This window comes from Rhodococcus koreensis, assembly GCF_017068375.1.
Taxonomy (GTDB): domain Bacteria; phylum Actinomycetota; class Actinomycetes; order Mycobacteriales; family Mycobacteriaceae; genus Rhodococcus_F; species Rhodococcus_F koreensis.
In genome coordinates this window covers 7,014,362-7,036,364 of record NZ_CP070609.1, presented here as the reverse complement: position 1 = coordinate 7,036,364, position 22,003 = coordinate 7,014,362, and the positions used below count along the sequence as shown (strand labels likewise).

Below are 22,003 nucleotides of genomic sequence, written 5' to 3'. Positions count from 1 at the left end.
GTTCCCGTTCGTCGCTTTCGGGTCGGACAATTCGGACTCTACCGGTGCCGCGGGGACACTCGCCAGACGAGGCCGGTCGGCGTGGCGGTCAGGCCACCGACCGGGTGACCGTGAACTTGGGATTCCGCCCGACCACGTCGGTTCTGCCGACGAGCCGCTGCAACCGGCCCCGGTATCCGAGGTGGGAGTTGTACACGGTCCACAACTCGCCGCCGGGCCGGAGCACGCGGCCGGCTTCGGCGAACATCTTCGACGCCCCACCGGTGTGGACGGCCGCGCCCACGTGGAACGGCGGGTTGCACAGGACGACATCCTGACTGTCGGTCGCGAGGCTGGACATGGCGTCGTCGCGCAGGGTGGACACCCGCCCGTCGAGCCCGTTGGCGCGGGCGGTCGCGGCAGCAGACGCCACCGCCGCCGACGACTGGTCCGTCGCGATCACCGACACCTCCGGGAGGAGGCGGGCCAGGCTGACGGCGAGGATGCCGGTTCCGCAGCCGAGGTCCACGGCCGCACGGGCCCGGGGGTTCACCCGGGGCAGGAAGTCGAGGAGGTACCGGGTCCCGATGTCCAGTTTGGGGCCGGCGAACGCCGCCCCGTAGGAGACGACGTCCAGCCCGATCTCGGCGAGGTGATCGGTGACGGGGTACGTCTGCTGCGCCGAGTCCCGCGGTCCGCGCGCGATCAGCACCCGCGACTTCTGTCTGCCGAGGGTGGCGCGGACGTCGGAGAACGACCGCCCGAGCACGTCGTTCATGGCGGTGGAGATGTGCTTGTTGCGTCCGCCCGCGTAGACGACGACGGACGGGTCGGCGTGGCGGGCGATCGTCTCGGCGACCTCGGTGAGCTCGCCGAGGCTCCGCGGCAGCTGCATCAGCACGACCGTCGCCCCAGCGAGCAGTTCCTCGCCGAGCGCGCAGGCCCGGTACCGGTCGGCGAGCCCGACGGTCGCGGCGTTGGCGGCCAGCGCCAGTTCGCCGGTCAGCGGGTCCTGGTGCACGCGGATTCCGGTGGCACCGTGCGTCACCGCGGCGCCGAGGGTGAGGGCACCGTAGTGGTCGCCGATCACGGTGAGCGTCCCGGGAGACGCGGCGGACAGGGCGGCCGCGCCCTCGTCGAGGATCAGCCGGTCGGCGGCGTCGACGGCCGTCAGGTTGGGGGCCTCGACGTCGGGGCGTCGACGCAGCCGGGAGAACAGGTCGTCCCGGTCGAACACTTCGGAGTCGAGCACGTTACCGGGACACCCACTGCGCGACGTGGGCGACGGGTTCCCGGTGGGTGCGGAATCCGTTGACGGGGTTCTCGGTGTCGGGGTACCCGAACGAGATCGCGCAGACCACCCTGCGGTCCTCCTCGAGCGCGAAGAAGTCGTGGATGAACCGCGAGCTTCCCGCGACGGCGGCCTGCGGGATGGTCGCCACTCCGAGGCTCTGCGCGGCGAGCAGGAACGTCTCGACGTACAGGCCGCAGTCCACGGCGCCGTAGGTGCCGAGTGCTTCGTGGGTGGTCACGATCGCGACGTGCGGCGCCCCGAACAGGTCGAAGTTCTTCATCGTCTGCTCGGCGGACGCGGCCCGGTCGCCGGGGGCGATCCCGACGCTGGCGTACAGCTGCATGGCGCACTCGCGGCGGCGCAGTTTGTGTTCGCCCACGTATTCGCGTGGCCAGTCGAAGTCGGACTCCTGCGGGTGGGTGCGGACGTACTCCGCCAGCCCGGCGCGGAACCGCTCGGTGCCCTCCCCCTCGGTGATCGCGACCTGCCACGGCTGCGTGTTGCACCACGACGGCGTCTGCTGCGCGAGCTCGAGGATCCTCTCGATCACGTCGCGCGGCACCTGCTCCGGCAGGTATGCCCTGCAACTGATTCGCGCGTCGAGGAGCTGGGCCAGGGTGCGCTCGGCCGGGGTCGTGCGCGCTGTCGCAATGCCGGTATCCGTCACCGTCGAATTCTCCTCGGGTCTACTCGTTCTCGAACACCGCTCTCCGTGTCGCACGACCGCGATATGCTGGCGTCAGTGCACCGAGAAGGTGATTTCATTGAGTGTGCCACGACACCCGGAAAGCAGTTCCGGGCCGACCGACTCGGATCCGCAGGCTACCAAGCGGATCGTCGTGACCGACATCGTCGCGGAGCTGTCTTCGGAAGGATTCGACGACGCCCGCGAGATCGGCCGGGGAGGGTTCGGGGTCGTGTACCGCTGCCTGCAGACGGCCCTCGACCGCACGGTCGCGATCAAGGTGCTGTCCTCCGATCTGGACGGCGAGGACCGGGAACGCTTCCTGCGCGAGCAGCGTGCGATGGGAAAATTGTCGGGGCATCCGCACGTGGTCGACATCCTGCAGTCCGGGGTGACACGCAGCGGCAGGCCGTACATCGTGATGCCGTACCACCAGCGCAACTCGCTGGACGCCTGGATTCGCCGCGAAGGGCCGCTGCCGTGGAGTGAAACGCTGCGCATCGGCGTGAAACTGGCGGGCGCTCTGGAAACGGCGCACCGCCTCGGCACCCTGCACCGCGACGTGAAGCCCGCGAACATCCTGCTCACCGGATACGGGGAACCACAGCTCACCGACTTCGGCATCGCGCGCGTCTCGGGGGGTTTCGAGACGACGTCGAGCATGATCACCGGTTCGCCGGCGTTCACGGCCCCGGAGGTCCTGCGCGGTGACGCGCCGTCCGCGTCCTCCGACGTGTACAGCCTGGGCGCCGCACTGTTCTGTCTTCTGACCGGACATGCCGCGTTCGAGCGGCGGAGCGGCGAGCGGCTCGTCGCGCAGTTCCTCCGCATCGCCACGCAACCCGTTCCGGATCTGCGGGGCGAGGACATTCCCGACGACGTGTGCACTGCCATCGAGCGGGCCATGTCCGAGGAACCGACCGACCGACCGGAATCTGCAGCGGAATTCGGGCAGGAACTCCGCGACATCGAACGCAGGCACGGACTCGACGTCGACGAGATGGCGCTCCCCGCCGCGGCGGACGAGTTCCCGCGCACCGAGCACAGTTCGACGCCGACCACGCAGTCCGGGCGCAGTCGCAGCTACCGGCGGCGGTCCGGTGCCACCCCGCCGAGCGCCGCCGCCCGGTTCCGGCCGCCGACCCCGATGCGTTCCCTGGTGGAGCGCACCCGCCTCCTGGATCTGCTCCGGCTGGGCCAGCGGCGGCGGTTGACGCTCATCCACGCCCCCGCCGGATTCGGGAAGAGCACCGTTGCAGCCCAGTGGCGCGACGTCCTCATCGAGGACGGCGCCGCCGTCGCCTGGTTGACGGTGGACAACGACGACAACAACGTCGTGTGGTTCCTGTCCCATCTCGTCGAGGCGATCCGCCGGGCCGAGCCGACGCTGGCCGACGAACTGGGCCAGGCGCTCGACGAGAACGGCGCCGAGGCGGAACGGTTCGTGCTCACGTCGCTGGTGAATCAGGTCCACGACAGCAGGCGGCACGTGGTGGTGATGATCGACGACTGGCACCGTGTCACGTCATCGGACACGATCGCGGCGATGGACTTCATCCTGGAGAACGGCTGCCACCACCTGCAGATGGTGGTGAGCAGCCGAAGCCAGGCGGGACTTCCGCTCGCCAAGATGCGGGTGCGTGACGAGCTCGTCGAAATCGACTCCGTGGCTTTGCGTTTCGACCTCACAGAGTCGCAGCGGTTCCTGGTCGATCTGGGCGGACTGCACCTCGACGACTCCGACGTGGAGGCGCTGGAGGAGACCACGGACGGGTGGGTGGCGGCGCTGCAACTGGCGTCGCTGTCGCTGCGCGATCGCGCCGATCCCGGCGACCTCATCCGGCACATGTCGGGCCGCCACCACGCGATCGGCGAGTACCTGGCGGAGAACGTGCTCAGCACGCTCGAGCCTGCGCTGCTCGACTTCATGCTGGCCACGTCGATCACCGAGCGGGTGTGCGGCGAACTCGCGGGCGTGCTGGCGAACGTCACCCGCGGTCAGGCCCTGCTCGAGCAGGTCGAATCGCGCGACCTGTTCCTGCGCAGCCTCGACGAGGACCGGGAGTGGTTCGAGTACCACCACCTGTTCGCCGAATACCTGCGCCGACGGCTCGAGCGCGATCATCCGTCGCGCGTCGCGGATCTGCACCGTGCGGCCGCGCACTGGTTCGCCGATCACCACTACGTCAGCGACGCAGTGGATCACGCACTGGCGGCGGGCGATCGCGACGTGGCCGTCGCGGTGGTCGAGGAACAGGGCATGTACCTGGTGGAGCATTCGCGGATGGTCGCGCTGCTCGGCCTGGTCGACAAGCTGCCGCAGACGCTGGTCGAGTCCAGTCCGCGCATCCAGATCGCGGTGGCGTGGGCGAACATCCTGCTGCAGCGGGTGTCGCCGGCGCTGAAGGCGCTGTCGCTGGTCGCGTCGAGTCTCGAGTCCTCGGCGCTGAGCGAATCCGAGCAGGCGGACATCCGGGTGGAGGCCGACATCGTCCGCGCCGTGATCGCGGTGTCGTCCGATCGCATCGCCGGAGTACCCGACCTCATCGCGGAATGTCTGGCCCGGCCGGAAACCCTACGCGCGTGGGTGGTCTCGGCGGGGTCCAATCTCGCCTCCGCGGTCGCGATCGCCCAGTTCGATTTCGTGGAGGCCCGCCGCCTGCAGGAGTGGGCCACCGGCTACCACCAGCGGACCATCGGACCGTTCAGCAAGATGTACGGCTACTGCTTCGCCGGTATCGCCGCGATGGAGCAACTCGACATCACCGCGGCCGAGGACAACTTCCGGCTGGCAGTGCAGACCGCGACGAAATCGATCGGCTCGCACTCGCACGCCGCACGTCTCGCGGGTGCGCTCCTGGGCGAGCTGATGTACGAACTGGGTCGCCTCGACGAGGCCGAGCGACTTCTCGACGAGAGCTACGAACTCGGACCGGAGGCAGGCATAGTCGATTTCATGATCGCCCGGTTCGTCACGGGCGCCCGGCTGAAGGCGGCACGCGGCGACGTCGTGTCCGCTGCCCGGCACCTCGACGAGGGGGCGTCCGCGGCGGCCTCGCTGGGACTGCCCCGGCTACGGGCCCGGGTCGAGAACGAACGGGTCCGGCTCGGCCTGCCCGCCTCGCCGCAGCCGCCGCCCACTGCCGGGAAACCCACCCGGGAACCCGATTTCGGTTTCGCCGAGATCATCGCGCAGCTCGACGACGCCACCGAGATCCGGAAGCAATCGGCGGTCGAGCCCGACGTCGCGTGCCGCCGCGCGCAGGAGTGGGTGCGCCGGGTCGAGCAGGAGCGCAGACCGAGGGCGGCGATGCAGGCCAATCGCCTGCTCGTCGCGTGCCTGGTCGCCGCGGGACGGGTCGACGAAGCGAAGCCGGTGCTGGCGTCCATCGCCGCGACGTGTGTGCGAATCGGCTTCGTGCGCTACCTGATCGACGGCGGTCCGCGCATGGTGCCCGCCCTGACGGCGCTCCTCGAGGACAGGCGAGCGGGCCGGTGGCCGCCCGACCGGCCGGATGTTCCGGCGGAGTTCCTGGCCGCAGCACTGGAGACGGCGACGCCGATCGAGAGCTAGCTGCGACCTGTCGCCACTTCCGCCACGAAGAGGAACCGCCGCGGCATATCGTGGACTGATGACCGATCCATCGCCGCAGGACGGGCCACGGTTCAGTGGTCTGCGTGCCTTGTTCGTCAACTGCACCCTCAAGCGGTCACCCGATGTGAGCAACACCCAGGGGTTGATCGACCGCAGTGTCGGCCTGATGGAGAAGGAAGGCGTCTCGGTCGACCAGTTCCGGGCGGTGGACCACGACATCGCGACCGGCGTCTACCCGGACATGACCGAGCACGGGTGGCCGAGCGACGAATGGCCACAACTGTTCCGGCGCGTGCTGGACGCCGACATCCTGGTGCTGGCGGGCCCGATCTGGCTCGGCGACAACGGTTCCGTCACGAAGCAGGTGATCGAGCGGCTGTACGGATGCTCGTCGCTGCTCAACGACCACGGCCAGTACGCGTACTACGGGCGGGCCGGTGGGTGTCTGATCACGGGCAACGAGGACGGGGTCAAGCATTGCGCGATGAACATCCTCTACAGCCTCCAGCATCTCGGATACGTGATCCCGCCGCAGGCCGACGCCGGATGGATCGGTGAAGCCGGGCCCGGACCGTCGTATCTCGACGAGGGGTCGGGCGGCCCGGAGAACGATTTCACCAACCGCAACACCACGTTCATGACGTACAACCTGATGCACGTCGCCGCGATGCTGAAGAAGGCAGGCGGGTTCCCCGTGTACGGCAATCAACGCTCGGAGTGGGACGCCGGTTGCCGCCCCGACTTCGCCAACCCGGACTACCGCTGAGCCGTCCCACCCGAGAGGGAAGTCATGTGCCGATTGTTCGGGCTGTCCGCCGCCCCGCATCGCGTTCGCGCGTCGTTCTGGCTGCTGGACGCCCCGGACAGCCTGGCGCAGCAGAGTCACCGCGAGCCGGACGGCACCGGCCTCGGCACGTTCGCGGAGGACGGGACGCCGGTGGTGGAGAAGCAACCGCTCGCCGCGTACGAGGACGCGGAGTTCGCGCAGGAGGCGAAGCACCGGTACTCGGCCACGTTCGTCGCGCACATCCGTTTCGCGACCACGGGCGAACTGCTTCCGCAGAACACTCATCCGTTCGCCCAGGACGGTCGCGTGTTCGCCCACAACGGCGTGGTCGAGGACCTGCCGAAGCTCGAGGCGGAACTGGGCTCCGATCTCGCACTCGTTCACGGCGACACCGATTCAGAACGCGTCTTCGCGCTCGTGACCAGTCACATCGGCAGGAACGGCGGCGACGTCACCGCAGGGATCACGTCGGCCGCGCGGTGGCTGGCCGACAACGTGCCGATCTACGCGCTCAACATCCTGCTCACCACCCCCGGCGAGTTGTGGGCGCTGCGCTATCCGGACACCCACGACCTGCTCTTCCTCGAACGGCGGGCAGGCGGTCCGAGCGGCGGACGCCACCTCCAGCACGCGAGTACCCCCGGCCGGATCCGGGCCAGGTCCGAACATCTCGCCGAGCGTCCCGCGGTGGTCGTCGCCAGCGAGCAGATGGACGAGGATCCCGGCTGGACGCCGCTGCAGCCGGGCGAACTGCTGCACGTCGGCGCCGACCTCGGCGTCACCCGCGAGGTGATCGTCGATCGCCCGCCGCGGTACCCGATCCGCCTCGCCGACCTGAACGCCCGCGCGGCGGCGGCGCAGACCGAGAAATAGCTACCCGGTCAGAACTCGACCCGCACGTGCTCGCTGACGGGACGGGCCTGGCACGCGAGGATGTAGCCGCTCGCGATGTCCTCGGGGTCGAGGATCGATGCGTTGTCCATGTCCACCTCACCCTCGACGACCGTGCATGCGCAGGAACCGCATTCGCCTTCGCGGCAGGAGTAGGGGACGTCGAGTCCCGTGGAGAGCATGACGTCGACGAGCGTCGCCCGGCGCGGCCAGCTGAGGTTGTGCGCCTCGCCGTCGAGTTGCACCTCGACCGTCGACGCCGCTCCCGCTTCCGTGTCCGACAGGTCCTCGACCACGACGTCCGCGAACGGATCACCGGACAGTGAGGTGAACACTTCGGCGTGCACCCGGTCGCGCGGGACGCCGGCGAGTGCGAGCGACTCGTGGATCGCGTCCATGAAGGGGCGGGGTCCGCACAGGTAGGCGCGGTGGTCCCGGAACCGGTCCGACAGGTTGGCAAGCTGGCGTGGTGTCGGCAGGCCCTGCACGCTCTCGAGCCAGTGCACGACGGTCAGCCGGTGTTCGTGGCGGGCGGCGAGGTCCCGCAACTCGTCGGCGAAGATCACCGACTTCTCGTCCCGGTTCGCATACACGAGAACGACTTTCCCGTTCCCTTCGCTCAGCGCTGATTTGAGGATCGACATCACCGGGGTGATTCCGCTGCCCGCGGCGAACAAGATCAGGTCTTCGTCCAGGCTCGCCGGGGTGAACACTCCGGCGGGTGGCAGCACCTCGATGCGGTCACCGACGCCGACGTTGTCGCACAACCAGTGCGAACCGTAGCCGCCCGCGGTGCGCTTGATCGTCACCTTCGGCAGGTCGTCGGTGAACGGCGAACTGGCCAGCGAGTAGCACCGCGCGACGGATCCCGTCCGGTCGCTCGGGATGCGCAGAGTCAGGAACTGCCCGGGCTTGTAGGCGAATTCGTGCCTGCGCTCGTCGGGGACGTCGAACACCAGCGACCGGGCGTCGGACGTCTCCTCCACGACGGCGGCCACGGTGACCACTACTGATCGCGAACTGCGTGGTGTTTCAACGGTCGTCATCGCGACGGTGCCCTCTCGCTACGGTAATTCGATCCTGCCGAAACTAGTGCAGTTCGACAGTGGTGGCCTCAGCCTTTCCCGCTGGGCGGGACCCCGGATTTTCGCCGTCAGCCCCAACGGGACTGCCCGCCGTCAGCCCCAACGGGACTGCCCGCCGTCAGCCCCAACGGGACTGCCCGCCGTCCAGGGGGATGGTCGCCCCGGTGAGGTAGCCGGCGTCCTCGCTCACGAGGAAGACGACGGCGCGCCCGATGTCGGTCTCGGCGTCACCGACCCGTCCGAGGGGGATGCCCGCCACGAACTCCGCCGCCTCGTCCGGGTTCCGGTCCATCCACCGCGCGAGCGCCGGACTCTTCGCGTGCGGGGCGACGGACAGCACCCGGATGCCGTCCCGGCCCCACTCGCACGCCGCCGACCTGGTCAGCGAACGCATGCCCTCCTTGATCGAACCGTAGGCGCCGTAGTTGCTCGCGTCCCAGCGGACGGCCGCCGACGTGACGAGGTTGACGATCACGCCGCCGCCGCGCGAGACCATGTGCGGGTGGCACGACTGCATCATCCGCAGCGTCGCGAGCGGTCCCGTCGCGAACGACCGCTCGTACTCCTCGTCGATCACCGACAGGATCGGTCCCGGTGAGCAGTCGTTGGCGTTGTTGACCAGGATGTCGACGCCGCCGAACACATCCACGGTCCGCTCGACGGCGGACGCGATGTCCTTGCGCCTGCTGACGTCGCACACCACGGGTGCGCTACGGGCGCCGATCGTGGACAGTCGCTCGCACGTGTCGTGCAGTTTCGATTCCGTGCGTCCGGCGACCGCGATCGCCGCCCCTTCCCGTGCGAGGGCGAGGGCGATTCCCTGCCCGATCCCCTGGCCGGCACCCGTGATCAGTGCGACCTTGCCGTCGAGTGTGTTCATGTCCGCTCCCGTTCCCCTACTATCGAGACCAAGCAATTGCTTGGTCGTACATATTCACTGATCACCGCCGAGCGCCGGGTCTCCCCCGCGCTCCCCACTCCGAAGGTCTCCCCGTGACACATCCCCGTCCCCTCGATTTCAGTGGCCGCTCCGTCGTCGTGACCGGCGGTACCAAGGGCATCGGTTTCGTCGTCGCCGAGGCGTTTCTCGCCGCGGGTGCGAACGTGCTCGTGTGCGGCCGGTCCGCGCCGGACACCCTGCCCGCCCACGGTGATCGCACCGCCGCGTTCCGCGCCACCGACGTTCGCGACCACGCCGACGCCGCTGGACTGATCGACGATGCCGTCGCCCGATTCGGCCGCCTCGACGTCCTCGTCAACAACGCGGGTGGGTCGCCCGACGCCGACGCCGCCACCGTCTCGCCGCGCTTCGTCGAGAAGATCGTCGCGCTGAATCTGCTGGCACCCTTCACCGTCGCCCAGGCCGCGAATGCGGTGATGCAGCAGCAGTTCGACGGCGGCGCGATCGTCAACATCGGCAGCGTCTCGGCCCACGATCCGCAACCGGGCACCGCCGCCTACAGCGCCGCGAAGGCGGGCCTGCTCGTGCTGACGAAAGCGCTTGCGCTCGAATGGGCTCCGAAGGTCCGCATCAACCACATCACCACGGGCCTCATCCGCACCGAGAGCGCGGCGTCCGTCTACGGCGATGACGGCGGCGCCGCCGTCACCCGGACCCTTCCGATGGGGCGGATGGCGGTGCCGTCCGACATCGCGGACGCCTGCCTGTTCCTGGCGAGCGCGCAGGCGTCGTACGTCAACGGCGCCGATCTCGCCGTCCACGGCGGCGGCGAATACCCGGCGCGGTACCTCGCGGCCCACTCCTGACCTCGACACCGAACGCCGCACCGGTTCAGTTCACCTGCACCGGTGCGGCATTCGGCGACGGAAGGCGACCGTGCGGTCAGCCGAACGCGGCGCGGGCGCCGGCGATCACCGGCCGGTCGCCCTGGACGAGTTCGAACGACGCATCGTGCGCGTCGCCCCACGCCCGCAACGACGGCGCGTCGCCCGGGTACACCGGTGCGGCGAACCGTCCCTCGAGCCGGGCGAGGTCGGCGGGGTGCACGTCGAGCGCCCGCGCGAGTTCCAGCGCGCTCGCGGCGAGGGTGCACAGGCCGTGCATGATCGGCCGGGGCTGCCCGATCCGCTCCGCCGCCGCCGGATCGATGTGGATGTGGTGCCGGTCGCCGGTCAGCCGGTACAGCGCCGCCTGGTTCTCCGCGGTGTGCAGGACGCGCTGCACGACCGGTTCGCCCTCGGGCCGAGACGGTTTCGCGGGACCGCGATCGCCGCCGAACCCGCCCGCGCCCGGCGCGAACAGCGACCAGGTGGCGACGAAGAACTCTGATTCGACGCGCACGTCGAACACTGCCGCCGAACCCTTGTCCCACACCTCGCCGACGGACGCCGACAACGCGATCTCGCCGCGACGCGGAAGTGGCGCGAGCACCGTCAGTTCCTGCGATCCGTGCAGCGCCGTCTTCGTGTCGAAAGCGCCCCGCGACCCCAGTTCGTCGGGCGCCCACTGGGCGAGCGTCAGAGCGAACGTGGGCAGCACCCGCAGACGCTCCTCGAAGACGAGGTCCAGTTCGGTGGCCCTCGCACCCACCGACAGTGCGTACAGGATGGCATCGCGCTCGTCGTACCTCACGGTCCGGGTGCCGAGGTCCTCACCCCGCCACGCTCCTGCCGTCGTGCGCTCGGTTGTCGTCATGATCAGTCTTCTCTGCCCAGGATCAGGCCGCTGGTGGGCACGGCGGTGCCCGCGGTCACCAGCACGTTGCCGATGCCGTCCGGTTGTGTGGTCGACGTTCCGCGGATCAGGCGTACCGCCTCGGCGATGCCGTTGACCCCGTGCAGATAGGCCTCGCCGATCTGGCCGCCGTGCGTGTTGGATGGGAGGCTGCCGCCGATCTCGAGGTTGCCGTCCCGGATGAAGTCCTTCGCCTCGCCGGGGTCGCAGAACCCGAGTTCCTCGAGTTGCGGCAGGACGAGCGGGGTGAAGTGGTCGTAGAGGATCGCCGCCGCGATGTCGTCCGGCGCGAGACCGCTCTGCCCGTAGAGTTGCCTGCCGACGAGGCCCATTTCGGGTATTCCGGTGATGTCGGGCCGGTAGTAGCTTGCCATCATGTGCTGGTCCTTGCCGGACCCCTGCGCGGCGGCCTTGATCATCGCCGGGGTGTTGCGGAGGTCCTTGGCGCGTTCGGCGGAGACGACGACGAGCGCCTGGCCGCCGTCGGTTTCCTGGCAGCAGTCCAGTAGACGCAGCGGTTCGGCGATCCACCGCGACTGCTGATGGTCGTCGAGGGTGATGGGCCTCCCGTGGAACCAGGCGGCGGGGTTGACGGCGGCGTGCTTGCGGGCGACGACCGCGACCCGGCCGAAGTCCTCGCTCGTGGCACCGTACCGATGCATGTACCGGCGGGCGAACATCGCCACCCACTGGGCGGGCGTCGACAGTCCCTGTGGGGTCAGCCAGGCGTAGGCGGCCCGGTCCGCGGTGCTGTCCATCGGGCGGTCGTGCTGCCCGAGTCCGTAACGCACACCGGACCGTTCGTTGAACGCGCGGTAGCAGACGACGACGTCCGCGATGCCCGTCGCCACGGCCATGGCCGCCTGCTGGACGGTGGCGCACGCGGCGCCGCCGCCGTAGCCGATGCGGGAGAAGAACTTCAGCTCACCGATGCCCGTGTTGCGGGCGACGAGTACCTCACCGTTGGTTTCGGCGGTGTACGTGGACAGTCCGTCCACCTCGGACGGGTCGATGCCCGCGTCGGCGAGCGCGGCGACGATCGCCTCGCACGCCAGTTGCAGTTCGCTGCGTCCCGAGTGCTTGGAGAATTCGGTGGCGCCGATGCCGACGATGGCGGCGGCGCCCGACAGGGGGCTGGTCACAAGTCTCCTCGTGCAGGCAAGGCGACGACGACGGTGCCGGTGGCGTGGTCGCCGAGGCTGTTCGTGCCGCGGATCTTCACGGTCGCGAGGCCGTCGTCCTTCGCGACCACCTCACCGGTCAGGGTCATCTCGTCGCCGGGGTGGTTGGGGACGCCGAGCCGCACCGCGATGCGGCGCAGCGACGCGTGTGGGCCCGCCCAGTCGGTGACGAACCGCCCCACCAGTCCATTGGTGGTGAGGATGTTCATGAACACGTCCTTCGATCCCCGCTCCACCGCGAGGGCCGGGTCGTGGTGGACGTCCTGGAAGTCGCGGGTGGCGAGGGCGGTGGCGACGATCAGGGTGCGGGTCAGCGGAATCACCAGCTCCGGCAGCCGGTCGCCGATCTGCACGGTCTCGTAGGCCGGGGCGCCGACGGTCGCGGTCATGCGACCACCTCGACGCCGGCCGCCAGTTGCGCACCCAGACGCGCCAGGTCGGAAGAGGCGCCGCCGAGTGTGGCGGCGAGCTGTTTGCCCCACAGCAGGTGCCGGTGCACCGGGTAGTCGGTGTCGACGCCGATCCCGCCGTGCACGTGCTGCGTGCGGTGGACGACCCGCTGGCCGCCGTCGGTGGCCCACCATTTCGCCACCGGCACGGCGGTTCCCGGATCCTCCCCGCTCCCGAGGAGCCAGACGGCCTGCCAGAGCGTCACACGCATGGCCTCGAGGTCGATGTAGCAGTCCGCGAGCTGGTGGGTGACGGCCTGGAATGTCGCGAGCGGGCGGCCGAACTGGGTGCGTCCATTGAGATAGGTGACGGCCTGACGGACCGCACCTTCGCCCACGCCCAGCTGCAGGGCAGCGACCGCGAGCTCCGCCCGGTCGAGCAGCCACCGCACCGCGGTACCGTCCGCGGGGCCGAGTGGCTCTGCCGGCGCCCCGTCGAACGTGACGTTCGCGCAGATCTCGCGGGTGGTCGACTCCGCCTGCTGCGCGGTCACTCCCGCGGATTCCGGGTGCACCAGGAACAGCGCCGGACCGCTCACTGTCGCCGCGGAGACGACGAGGCGTTCGGCGACATGCGCCACCGGCACCGCGGCCTTGGCGCCGTGCACGTGCCACCGGCCGTCCACCTCGCGGGCAGTCGTCGCCGGTTCACCGTCCACATAGGGTCCGAACTCCTCGAGTGCGACGGTGAGGATCAGGCTGCCGTCCGCCGCCGCGGGGACCAGGGCGTCGCGTTGGGTGGGCGCCCCGAACTCGGTGATCGCGAGCGCGCCGAGCACGTGCGGCCACAACGGAACCGGCGCCACGGTCCGGCCCTGTTCCTCGAGCAGGACGAACAGTTCCGCGAGTCCCGCGCCGCCGCCCCCGAGGTTCTCGGGCAGGGCGATGCCGAGCAGACCGGTGGTGGCGAGTTCGCGCCACAGTTCCCGGTCGATGCGGTCGGCGGTCGACTCGATTTCCTTGATCCGTTCGGGTCGCGACTTGGCGGCGAATACGTCCGCGGCCAGTCCGCGCACCGCTTCCTGCTCCTCGCCGAATGTGAAGTCCATCAGTTCTCCTCCCATGTGGCGGGCCGGAACGCGGGGAGCGTGAGTTCCGGGTCGGCGTCGATCCAGTCCAGTTCCACCGGCATTCCGATGTGCACGTCCCCCGGTTCGACGCCCGTCATGTTGGTGATCAGCCGGGTGCCCTCCTCGAGTTCGATCACCGCGACGATCAGGGGGTAGTCGAAGGCGTCGATCTTCGGGTGGTGGTTGACGACGAACGTGTAGACGGTGCCCCGCCCCGACGCGTCGACGGTGTCCCACTCGGTGGAGCGGCACTCCCCACACATCGGTCCGGTCGGGTGCCGAAGCACACCGCAACCCGTGCACCGCTGGATGACGAGGCGGTGCTCGCGGGCGGCCGCGAACCAGAAGGCGTTGTCCTCGTTGAGGGCAGGACGCGGGCGCAGGGCGCGCGGGACCGGGCGTTCGGTGGGCCGGAAGCGGAGTGTCCGCCACCGCTGGGTGCCGACGATCTCACCGTCGCCGTTGCGGTACGTCTTGAGCGTGGTGACGAAATGTCCGGCGCCGAGCCCGGTCAGCTTCGCCGCGGACACGGACTCGACCACCTCGGTCATGCTGACCCGGTCGCCGGGGCACAGTTCGGCGAAGAATTCCTGGTCGGAATCCGTGGCGACGACGGACGTAAATCCCGCCTCGTCGAGGGTGTCGACCAGTTCCGTCCAGACGGGTGACGGGTCGGCGCCGGACATCTTGTCTGCGTACGTGCGCATCGTCCACACCTGCAGCATCTGGGCCGGCGCGACGGCACCGGGACGGCCGGTGGCGCGTGCGGCGTCGTCGTCGAGGTAGACGGGGTTCGTGTCACCCATCGCCTCGGCCCAGTGCCGGATCATGGGTGTGTTCACGGGGTCGGGACCCCAGGTGGCAGGGACGATCGTCCGACCCTCGAACGCCCGAAGCCGGGTGAGGAGTTCGCTCATTTCACCCTCTTCTCGCGCACCAGTCCGAGGCCGAGGGTGCCGACCATGTCGCGGAGCACCTCGTTGACGCCGCCGCCGAACGTGTTCACCACGCTCTGCCGTGAGATCTGTTCGATCTGGCCGGCGAGGACCGCTCCCGGTGAGCCGGGGCGCAGCCGGCCCGCGGCGCCGAGGATCCCGAGCAGCGTGCGGTAGACGTCGACGTGGGTTTCGGTGCCGTACGTCTTGGTGGCGCCGGCGTCGGCGCCCGACAACGCGTCCCGCGCGACCGCGGCGGTCATCTTCCAGTTCAGCAGTCGCATCGCCTCGAGCTTGGCGTGGGTGCGGGCGAAGTCCATCTGTACCCAGGGGATGTCGAGTGCGCCGTTCTCCCGGGCCCAGTCGAGAACCTGGTGCCACAAGCCGAGTGTGCGGCCGCCGAGCGCCGCGAGCCCGATCCGTTCGTGGTTGAGTTGCGCGGTGATCAACTGCCACCCGCCGTGGACGTCGCCCACGACGTCCTGATCGCCGACCCGGATCCCGCTGTAGTACGTCGACGTGACTGTCAGTCCTCCCACGGTGTGGATGGGCGACCAGCTGAACCCGGGGTCGTCGGTGGGCACGATGAGGATCGAGATTCCCTTGTGTTTGGGCGCGTCCGCATCGGTGCGGCACGCCAGCCACACGTAGTCGGCGGTGTTGGCGCCGCTGGTGAAGATCTTGTTGCCGTCCACGATCCACGAGTCCCCGTCGCGCACGGCCCGGGTCTGCAGCGCGGCGAGGTCGGTGCCTGCCTCGGGTTCGGTGTAGCCGATGGCGAACACGATGTCGCCGACGAGGATGCCGGGCAGGAACCGCGCCTTCTGCTCCTCGGTGCCGTACTTCATCAGCGTGGGCCCGACGGTGTTGACGGTGACGAACGGGAACGGCAACCCGGCCCGCTGCACCTCGTCGAAGAACACGAACTGGTCTTCGATCGACCGACCCTGGCCGCCGTACTCGACCGGCCAGCCGACACCGAGCCAGCCGTCCTTGCCCAGCAGGCGCACGATGTCGCGGAAGTGTTCGCCGCCGACACCCTCCTCACCTGCGACGCGCCGCTTCTCCTCCGGCAGCAATGCCGCGAAGTAGGCGCGCAATTCCCGCCGGAGTTCCCGCTGCGCGGGCGATTCCCTCAGATCCATCGGCGATCTCCTCATGCCTGTGCGTGGCTGTCGCCACGTGTGTTCTGGACGCTAACCAGCACTCCCCCGCCCCGGTGCCGGTGTCTCGGTCACCGGGAGGCGGCTGTCGCCGATGCCGGGCGTCCGCTGGAATGGTGGAATGGCCACCGAATTCGCTCTCACCGAACTCACCGCCCGCTACGCGCGGGCCGTCGACCGGCGCGAGGCGGCGACGCTCGCGACGCTGTTCGACCCCGACGCGACGTTCGTCCTTCCGCCCGCGTTGACGGGCACCGGCGCGGCGACGGAACTGCACGGCAGTGACGCACTCGCGTCCGCCGTCGTGGACGCCGTCACGCATCTGCATTCCACGCGGCACGTCGTCCACCAGCAGGTGCTCGACGTGGACGGGTCGACGGCGTCGGGTGAGACGTACTGCACCGCCCATCACGTCTACTCCGGCCGAAACGGATTCCGTGACAACCGGATCGCGCTGCGCTACCACGACCGCTACGTGCTCGGCGACTCCGGCTGGCGGTTCGCCCGGCGCGAACTGATCGTCGACTTCAGCGAGGACGTGCCGGTCACCGTGCCGGACTGAGTCCCAGGCGGGCCGAGCAGGCGGCCATCTCGTCGACGACCTGGTCCAGGGACTGCGCGTGCCGGGACGCCGACAGGACCAGCCGGTTCGCGCCCAGGTCCCGGGACCGCTCGAGTTTCGCCTCGTCCAGCCAGGGCAGCGTGGCACCCAGCACGAGGTCGACGTCCGCGGGGTCGCGGCCCGCGCCTGCCGCGGCGGCCCGCATCCGGGCGATCGCCCGATTCAGGTCGTCGCCGGCGAGGCCGAGGGGCTGGAACCCGTCGCCGAGCCTCCCGGCGCGGCGTGCGGCGGCCGGGCTGTGACCGCCGATGAAGAGCGGCACGCCCGAATCCCGCTGCGGTTTGGGCCAACTCTGCGCGCCGCGGAAGGAGAAGTACTCGCCCTCGAAGTCGACCGCGGCGGTGCCCGACCACAGGGCCCGCATCACCGCGATCGCCTCGTCGGCCACCGCGCCGCGTCGGTCGAAGTCGCCGCCGCACGCCTCGATCTCCTCCCGCATCCAGCCGAGACCGAGGCAGACGCGGAGGCGTCCCGCCGACAGCCGGTCCAGGGTGGCGAGGCGTTTCGCCAGCACCACCGGGTGATGGTTGGGCAGTACCAGCACTCCCGTCGCGAGACCCAGGGTCGTCGTGGCGCCGGCGACGAACGACAGCAGTTCCAGGGGGTCCGGGAGGCTGCAGTCGTCGGGCAAGTGTGACTTGCCGGTGGGCGAGTACGGGTATTCGCTCGCCGTGTCCGCGATCACGACCGAGTGTTCGACGGCGGAGATCTCGTCGAATCCGAGTGATTCGGCAGCCCTGGCGAATTCGAGTATCCACTCGGGCTCACCGGCCCGTCCCAGCTCGACGGGAATCACCACACCCAGTTTCATGTCACCCTCACCGTCACACGTGCAGGAATCGTTGCCGGCCGTGCGTGTGGAACTCCTGCTCCAGCGCGGCCTTCTCACTGTCGGTCATCGCGTGGTACTCGGGAACACCGCGTCCCACCCACCGGAAGACCGGATCGTCGCACCGCCAGCGCTGTTCCTGCAGGGTCCGTTTGAGCACCTTGTTCGATCCCGTCACCGGCAGGTCCGTCGACACCCGGACGAATCGCGGGGCCGCCTTCGTGCCCAGGTCGTCCTGGCCGGCGAGGAACGCGGCGAACTCGACCGGATCGAAATCGGTCGGGTCCGACACCTCGACGGCCGCCATCACCTGATCACCCGACCTCGGGTCGGGCACGGCGTACACGCCGGTGGCGATCACTTTCGGGTGGCGGCGCAGAATCCGCTCCACCATCAACGCCGAGGTGTTCTCGCCGTCCACCCGGATCCAGTCGCCCTTCCTGCCTGCGAAGTAGATGAAGCCGGCCTCGTCGACGTACCCGAGGTCGCCCGTCCAGTACCACCCGTGCCTGATCCGGTCGGCGATCGCGTCCTCGTTCTTGTAGTAGCCCTCGAACCGTGCCGCGCCCGCCCTGTCGATCATCTCGCCGATCGCCTCGTCCGGGTTGAGCACCCGGCCGTGCTCGTCGATCCGCGCCCGGGTCTTCTCCGCGAGCGTGTCGGGGTCGACGATGACGATGTTCTCGTTCGCGGGCCTGCCGAGCGCGCCCTCGGGGGCGTGGGGGTCGAGCGTCACCGAACCGGCGCCCTCGCTCGAGCCGTATCCCTCGTACAGTTCGGCGCCGAAGCGGCGGACGAATTCGGCCTTGTCCTCCGGGGACGCCTCGGTCCCGAAACCGCGGACCAGCGTGTTGTCCCGGTCGTCGGGTTGTTCCGGGGTGGCCATCAGGTACGCGAGCGCCTTGCCGACGTAGGTGAAGAACGTGGCGCCGAAGAACCGGACGTCGGGCAGGAAACCGGACGCGGAGAACTTGCGCGGCAGGCAGACGGTGGCGCCGATGGCGAGGGCGGGCGCCCACAGCGCCATCAGCGCGTTGCCGTGGAACAGCGGCATGCAGCAGTAGTCGACGTCCTCGCGCACGTGCCCGTACTTGGCGATGTTCGCGTACGCCAGCCGGGCGAGGCGGCCCTGACTGCACCGCACCGCCTTCGACGTGCCGGTGGTGCCGGACGTGAAGAGCAGCAGGAACAGCGTCGACGGGTCGAGCGCGGGGTCCTCGACCGGGTGCTCCACGGCGTGGGCCGCGACGAGGTCGGTGTAGGCCGGTTCGTCGACCAGCAGGAACCGGTCCTCGGACAGCCCGAGGTCGAGACCCGCGAGCTGCGCCTTCCCCGCGGTGTCCGTCACGATCAGCTGACAGTCGACGTACCGGATCTCGGCCTCGAGTTCCGCCCCGCGGCGGGTCGGGTTGATGCCGACGACGGTGGCGCCTGCGAGGGCCGCGCCGCCCAGCCAGAACAGGAACTCGGGGGTGTTCTCCAGCAGGACGCCCACGTGGAACGGGCCGTCGCGGCGCAGCGAGGACGCGACGCTCCCGCGCGCGGCACTCTCGTGCACGACCTCGTCCCAGGTCCAATCCTGTTCCCGGGTGCGGACTCCCATCCTGTCGTCACCCAGGCGGTCGAGCAGCATCCGGGCGATCGTGGTGCGTTCCAACTCCATCTCTCCTGTCGACACGGCCTGCACGCTCACTGCGCTCGGAGCACGCAGTGGGTGCCACCGTAGATCGCCGTCATGCACTTGTTGCACTGAATGCACAATCCGGGGTTGTGGTTCTCGTCCGTGATGCGGTTGACGAGGTCGGGTTCCCGCAGCAGTGCCCGTGCGACCGCCACGAACTGGAAGCCCTCCTCCATCGCCAGGTCCATGGTCGCCTTGCCGGTGATGCCGCCGAGCAGCACGAGCGGCATCGTCACGGCGGCCCTGATCTGCCGGGCGTCCTCGAGGAGGTAGGCGTCGCGGTAGGGGTATTCCTTCAGGAAATGCTTGCCGACCAACCGGATTCCCAGTTTCGTCGGCTGCGGCATGACGGCGGCGAACTCACGGAGCGGCGCGTCGCCCTTGAACAGGTACATCGGATTCAGCAGCGAACTGCCCGCGGTGAGCTCGAGCGCGTCGAGTGAACCGTCCCGTTCGAGCCACTGCGCCACCTGGATGGCCTCGTCCACCCAGAAGCCGCCGGGCACACCGTCGTCCATGTTCAGCTTCGCGAGGATCGCGATCCGGTCTCCCACCGCGTCCCGCACGGCCCGGGCGGTCTCGAGCGCGAACCGGGCGCGGTTCGCCAGGGATCCGCCGTACTCGTCGGTGCGCTTGTTGACCTTCGGGCTCAGGAAGGAGCTGATCAGGTAGTTGTGGCCGAAATGGATCTCCACGGCGTCAAATCCCGCCTCCACCGCGCGGCGGGCCGCGTTCGCGTGCGCCTCGACGATCCGGGTGATATCGGCCGTCGAAGCCGGCTTGGAAAAGTTCTGCGTGGTCATCCGGAAGGCGCGGGACGGGCCCAGCGCCGGGTACCCGATGTACTTCGCGGCCGCGACCGGTCCCGCGTGACCGATCTGCGCAGACACCGCCGCGCCCTCGCCGTGGATGGCGTCGGTCAGCTTCCGCAGGCCCGGCATCGTCTCGTCGGTCCATTGGATCTGGCCGGGCGATGTCCGGCCGTCGGCGGCGACCGCGCAGTACGCGACCGTCGTCATGCCCACGCCCCCGGCGGCGGGCTGCCGATGGAATTCGATGAGCTCGTCGGTGACCAGACCCTTCGGGGTCAGCCCCTCGTACGTCGCCGCCTTGATCACGCGATTACGCAAAGTGATCGGCCCGAGCCGGGCCGGGGCGAGCGGATCGACCTTCACTGCGGGCGGGTCGAGATCTATCGTCATATGAGTTCCTCCAGCTGCGATTCGCTGTCGAACGTAACGGCGCCGGGATGTCACGGATCGTGGCAGTCTCGCTGAGTGGTAACCACGTCCGGGCGCCCGTCACGGCGTGCCATCTTGTGTCGGTACGAGTGCCCGAGGACGAAAGGTCGCCCCGATGACTGCCCCTACAGATCCACAGTTGCTCCTGGGTCAGGTGATGTCCCGCCTCACCGGACCCGGTGGCCGGTTCGAACTCGTCGAGGAACCGGTACTCGGCACCCGGATGCCCGTGATGAAGAACCGTGGACGCTCGGTCGGCGAACTTCTCACCACGTCACTGAGGTGGGGCGACCGCGACTACCTGGTGACCGCCGACCGCCGGATGTCCTACACCGAGCACGCCGCCGCGGTCGCCGCCCTGGCGACGGCGCTGCGCGAGGACCACGGCGTCCGGAAAGGTGACCGGGTGGCGATCCTGGCCGCGAACACCCCCGAGTGGGTGGTCGCGTTCTGGGCCGCGCAGGTGCTCGGCGCCATCAGCGTCGGATTGAACGGCTGGTGGGTTCCGCGGGAGGTCGAGTACGGGCTGACGCACAGCCGTCCCACCGTGGTGATCGCCGACGCGAAGCGCGCCGAGACGCTCGCCGCGGTCGGCACCGCGGTCCCGGTCCTCACGATGGAGGAGGATCTGCCCGGCATCTTCGCGCGCTACGCGGGCGCCCCCATGCCGCACACCGACGTCGACGAGGACGACCCCGCCGCCATCCTCTACACCAGCGGCACGAGCGGCAGGCCCAAGGGAGCGCTGCACTCGCAGCGCAACATCCTGGCCGTCGTCGACTACCACCGCTTCAGCGACGCCGTGGTCGGCGAATTCAGTGGACGGCCCGTCGATCCGGCCGCGCCGAGCCCGCTCCGCTACCTTCTGACGTCTCCCCTGTTCCACATCGCGAGCCTGCACAATCTGGTGATTCCGCGGCTGGCGACGGGCGGGGCGGTCGTCATGCACCAGGGTGGATTCGACGTCGACGCCGTACTCCGTCTCGTCGAGCGGGAACGCGTCACCAACTGGGGTGCGGTGCCCACCATGGCGTCCCGACTGGTGGAGCACGAGAACCTCGACAGGTACGACCTGTCGTCGCTCACGTCGTTCTCGCTGGCCTCCGCGCCGTCGTCGGTCGCGTTCAAGGAACGTCTGCGCGAGAGGGTGCCGTTCGCGCGCAACGCACTCGTCGACAGCTACGGGCTCACCGAATGCAGTACCGCGATCGCCGTGGCCACCGCCCCCGAACTCGAGCAATTCCCGGGCACGCTGGGGCGGCCGATCATCACGGTGAGCATGGAGATCCGCGACCCGTTCGGGGAGTGGCTGCCCGACGGCGTCGAGGGTGAGGTGTGTGTGCGCAGCCCGTTCGTGATGCTCGGCTACTGGGAGGACGAGGCCGCCACCGCCGCCGCGATCGCCCCGGGCCGGTGGCTCCGGACCGGCGACTTCGGGATCGTCGAGAACGGCCGCCTCCGGCTGACCGGACGCCGCTCGGATCTGATCCTGCGCGGCGGCGAAAACGTGTACCCCACCGAGATCGAGCAGTGCCTCGACGAGCACCCCGACGTGCTCGAGTGCGCCGTGATCGGGACGCCCCACGAGGATCTGGGGCAGGAGGTGGCCGCCGTGGTGGTGTTGCGACCGGGTGCTGCGACCACCGAGGCGGAACTGCGGGACTACGCCGCCGATCGCCTGTCGTATTTCAAGGTCCCGACCCGCTGGCGGATCACCACGGACCTGCTGCCCCGCAACGCGACCGGCAAAATGGTCCGCCGCGACATCACCGTCTGACGCACCGAATGCCGCGGGGGTGCAGTCGAACTGCACCCCCGCGG

At 69.5% G+C, this 22,003-nt stretch carries 19 protein-coding genes; 6 read left to right on the top strand and 13 right to left on the bottom strand.

Translation table 11 applies throughout. From position 1 onward, the window contains the following. Positions 1 to 88 precede the first annotated feature (88 nt). Both JWS14_RS31925 and JWS14_RS31920 read right to left on the bottom strand, forming a co-directional pair. A complete protein-coding gene (locus JWS14_RS31925) occupies positions 89 to 1,231 on the bottom strand; it encodes a class I SAM-dependent methyltransferase (protein WP_072940723.1) in 1,143 nt (380 codons plus the stop codon). A gap of 1 nt (position 1,232) precedes the next feature. Further along, positions 1,233 to 1,940: a nitroreductase gene (locus tag JWS14_RS31920; protein ID WP_095861129.1), complete on the bottom strand. Its 708-nt coding sequence runs from the start codon at positions 1,938 to 1,940 to the stop codon at positions 1,233 to 1,235. A 103-nt stretch (positions 1,941 to 2,043) separates the two neighbouring features. Here JWS14_RS31920 and JWS14_RS31915 point away from each other — a divergent pair, with 103 nt between their 5' ends. The 3 genes from JWS14_RS31915 to JWS14_RS31905 are packed head-to-tail and all read left to right on the top strand — an operon-like array spanning position 2,044 to position 7,213. Further along, positions 2,044 to 5,532, top strand: a complete 3,489-nt coding sequence (locus JWS14_RS31915; RefSeq protein ID WP_206016236.1) for a serine/threonine-protein kinase — start codon at positions 2,044 to 2,046, stop codon at positions 5,530 to 5,532. A gap of 58 nt (positions 5,533 to 5,590) precedes the next feature. Beyond that, on the top strand, positions 5,591 to 6,319 hold the full coding sequence (locus JWS14_RS31910) for a flavodoxin family protein (protein ID WP_072940749.1): 729 nt from the start codon (positions 5,591 to 5,593) through the stop codon (positions 6,317 to 6,319). Between the two features lie 24 nt (positions 6,320 to 6,343). Further along, the gene (locus tag JWS14_RS31905; protein WP_072940752.1) at positions 6,344 to 7,213 is read left to right on the top strand and encodes a class II glutamine amidotransferase; all 870 of its coding nucleotides are present in this window, start codon (positions 6,344 to 6,346) and stop codon (positions 7,211 to 7,213) included. An 8-nt stretch (positions 7,214 to 7,221) separates the two neighbouring features. On the opposite strand, the gene JWS14_RS31900 is transcribed toward JWS14_RS31905, so the two are convergent. Further along, a complete protein-coding gene (locus JWS14_RS31900; RefSeq protein WP_206015065.1) occupies positions 7,222 to 8,277 on the bottom strand; it encodes a ferredoxin--NADP reductase in 1,056 nt (351 codons plus the stop codon). A 157-nt stretch (positions 8,278 to 8,434) separates the two neighbouring features. Next, entirely contained in the window at positions 8,435 to 9,196 is a 762-nt protein-coding gene (locus JWS14_RS31895) for an SDR family NAD(P)-dependent oxidoreductase (protein ID WP_072940758.1), read from the bottom strand. 113 nt (positions 9,197 to 9,309) lie between these two features. Between JWS14_RS31895 and JWS14_RS31890 the strand changes: the two genes are divergently transcribed. Next, positions 9,310 to 10,083: an SDR family oxidoreductase gene (locus JWS14_RS31890; protein ID WP_206015064.1), complete on the top strand. Its 774-nt coding sequence runs from the start codon at positions 9,310 to 9,312 to the stop codon at positions 10,081 to 10,083. 76 nt (positions 10,084 to 10,159) lie between these two features. Here the strand turns inward: JWS14_RS31890 and JWS14_RS31885 are convergent, their stop codons facing one another. Genes JWS14_RS31885 through JWS14_RS31860 form a run of 6 tightly spaced genes read right to left on the bottom strand, consistent with a single transcriptional unit; the run spans position 10,160 to position 15,791 of the window. Beyond that, positions 10,160 to 10,972, bottom strand: coding sequence for a MaoC/PaaZ C-terminal domain-containing protein (locus tag JWS14_RS31885; RefSeq protein ID WP_072940764.1), 813 nt, complete (start codon positions 10,970 to 10,972; stop codon positions 10,160 to 10,162). 2 nt (positions 10,973 to 10,974) lie between these two features. Next, positions 10,975 to 12,153, bottom strand: coding sequence for a lipid-transfer protein (locus tag JWS14_RS31880; protein WP_206015063.1), 1,179 nt, complete (start codon positions 12,151 to 12,153; stop codon positions 10,975 to 10,977). Further along, positions 12,150 to 12,581, bottom strand: a complete 432-nt coding sequence (locus tag JWS14_RS31875; RefSeq protein ID WP_072940769.1) for a MaoC family dehydratase — start codon at positions 12,579 to 12,581, stop codon at positions 12,150 to 12,152. Before JWS14_RS31875 ends, JWS14_RS31880 begins: the two co-directional genes overlap by 4 nt. Beyond that, on the bottom strand, positions 12,578 to 13,690 hold the full coding sequence (locus JWS14_RS31870; RefSeq protein WP_072940772.1) for an acyl-CoA dehydrogenase family protein: 1,113 nt from the start codon (positions 13,688 to 13,690) through the stop codon (positions 12,578 to 12,580). The genes JWS14_RS31875 and JWS14_RS31870 overlap by 4 nt, the downstream gene beginning before the upstream one ends. Next, positions 13,690 to 14,628, bottom strand: coding sequence for a bifunctional MaoC family dehydratase N-terminal/OB-fold nucleic acid binding domain-containing protein (locus tag JWS14_RS31865; RefSeq protein WP_206015062.1), 939 nt, complete (start codon positions 14,626 to 14,628; stop codon positions 13,690 to 13,692). Before JWS14_RS31865 ends, JWS14_RS31870 begins: the two co-directional genes overlap by 1 nt. Beyond that, positions 14,625 to 15,791: an acyl-CoA dehydrogenase family protein gene (locus tag JWS14_RS31860; RefSeq protein ID WP_206015061.1), complete on the bottom strand. Its 1,167-nt coding sequence runs from the start codon at positions 15,789 to 15,791 to the stop codon at positions 14,625 to 14,627. The genes JWS14_RS31865 and JWS14_RS31860 overlap by 4 nt, the downstream gene beginning before the upstream one ends. Before the next feature lie 139 nt (positions 15,792 to 15,930). Here JWS14_RS31860 and JWS14_RS31855 point away from each other — a divergent pair, with 139 nt between their 5' ends. After that, on the top strand, positions 15,931 to 16,371 hold the full coding sequence (locus tag JWS14_RS31855) for a nuclear transport factor 2 family protein (protein ID WP_095861134.1): 441 nt from the start codon (positions 15,931 to 15,933) through the stop codon (positions 16,369 to 16,371). Here the strand turns inward: JWS14_RS31855 and JWS14_RS31850 are convergent. Genes JWS14_RS31850 through JWS14_RS31840 form a run of 3 tightly spaced genes read right to left on the bottom strand, consistent with a single transcriptional unit; the run spans position 16,355 to position 20,143 of the window. Next, entirely contained in the window at positions 16,355 to 17,242 is an 888-nt protein-coding gene (locus JWS14_RS31850) for an LLM class F420-dependent oxidoreductase (RefSeq protein WP_206015060.1), read from the bottom strand. The two genes, JWS14_RS31855 and JWS14_RS31850, sit on opposite strands and share 17 nt — an antisense overlap. Before the next feature lie 13 nt (positions 17,243 to 17,255). Then, positions 17,256 to 18,923, bottom strand: coding sequence for a steroid-22-oyl-CoA synthetase (gene casI, locus JWS14_RS31845; protein ID WP_206016235.1), 1,668 nt, complete (start codon positions 18,921 to 18,923; stop codon positions 17,256 to 17,258). Positions 18,924 to 18,949: 26 nt separating this feature from the next. Continuing rightward, complete coding sequence (locus JWS14_RS31840) at positions 18,950 to 20,143, bottom strand: NADH:flavin oxidoreductase (protein WP_206015059.1); 1,194 nt, start codon at positions 20,141 to 20,143, stop codon at positions 18,950 to 18,952. Between the two features lie 154 nt (positions 20,144 to 20,297). Between JWS14_RS31840 and casG the strand changes: the two genes are divergently transcribed. Next, on the top strand, positions 20,298 to 21,959 hold the full coding sequence (gene casG / locus JWS14_RS31835; RefSeq protein ID WP_206015058.1) for a steroid-24-oyl-CoA synthetase: 1,662 nt from the start codon (positions 20,298 to 20,300) through the stop codon (positions 21,957 to 21,959). The last annotated feature ends 44 nt before the right edge of the window (positions 21,960 to 22,003 follow it).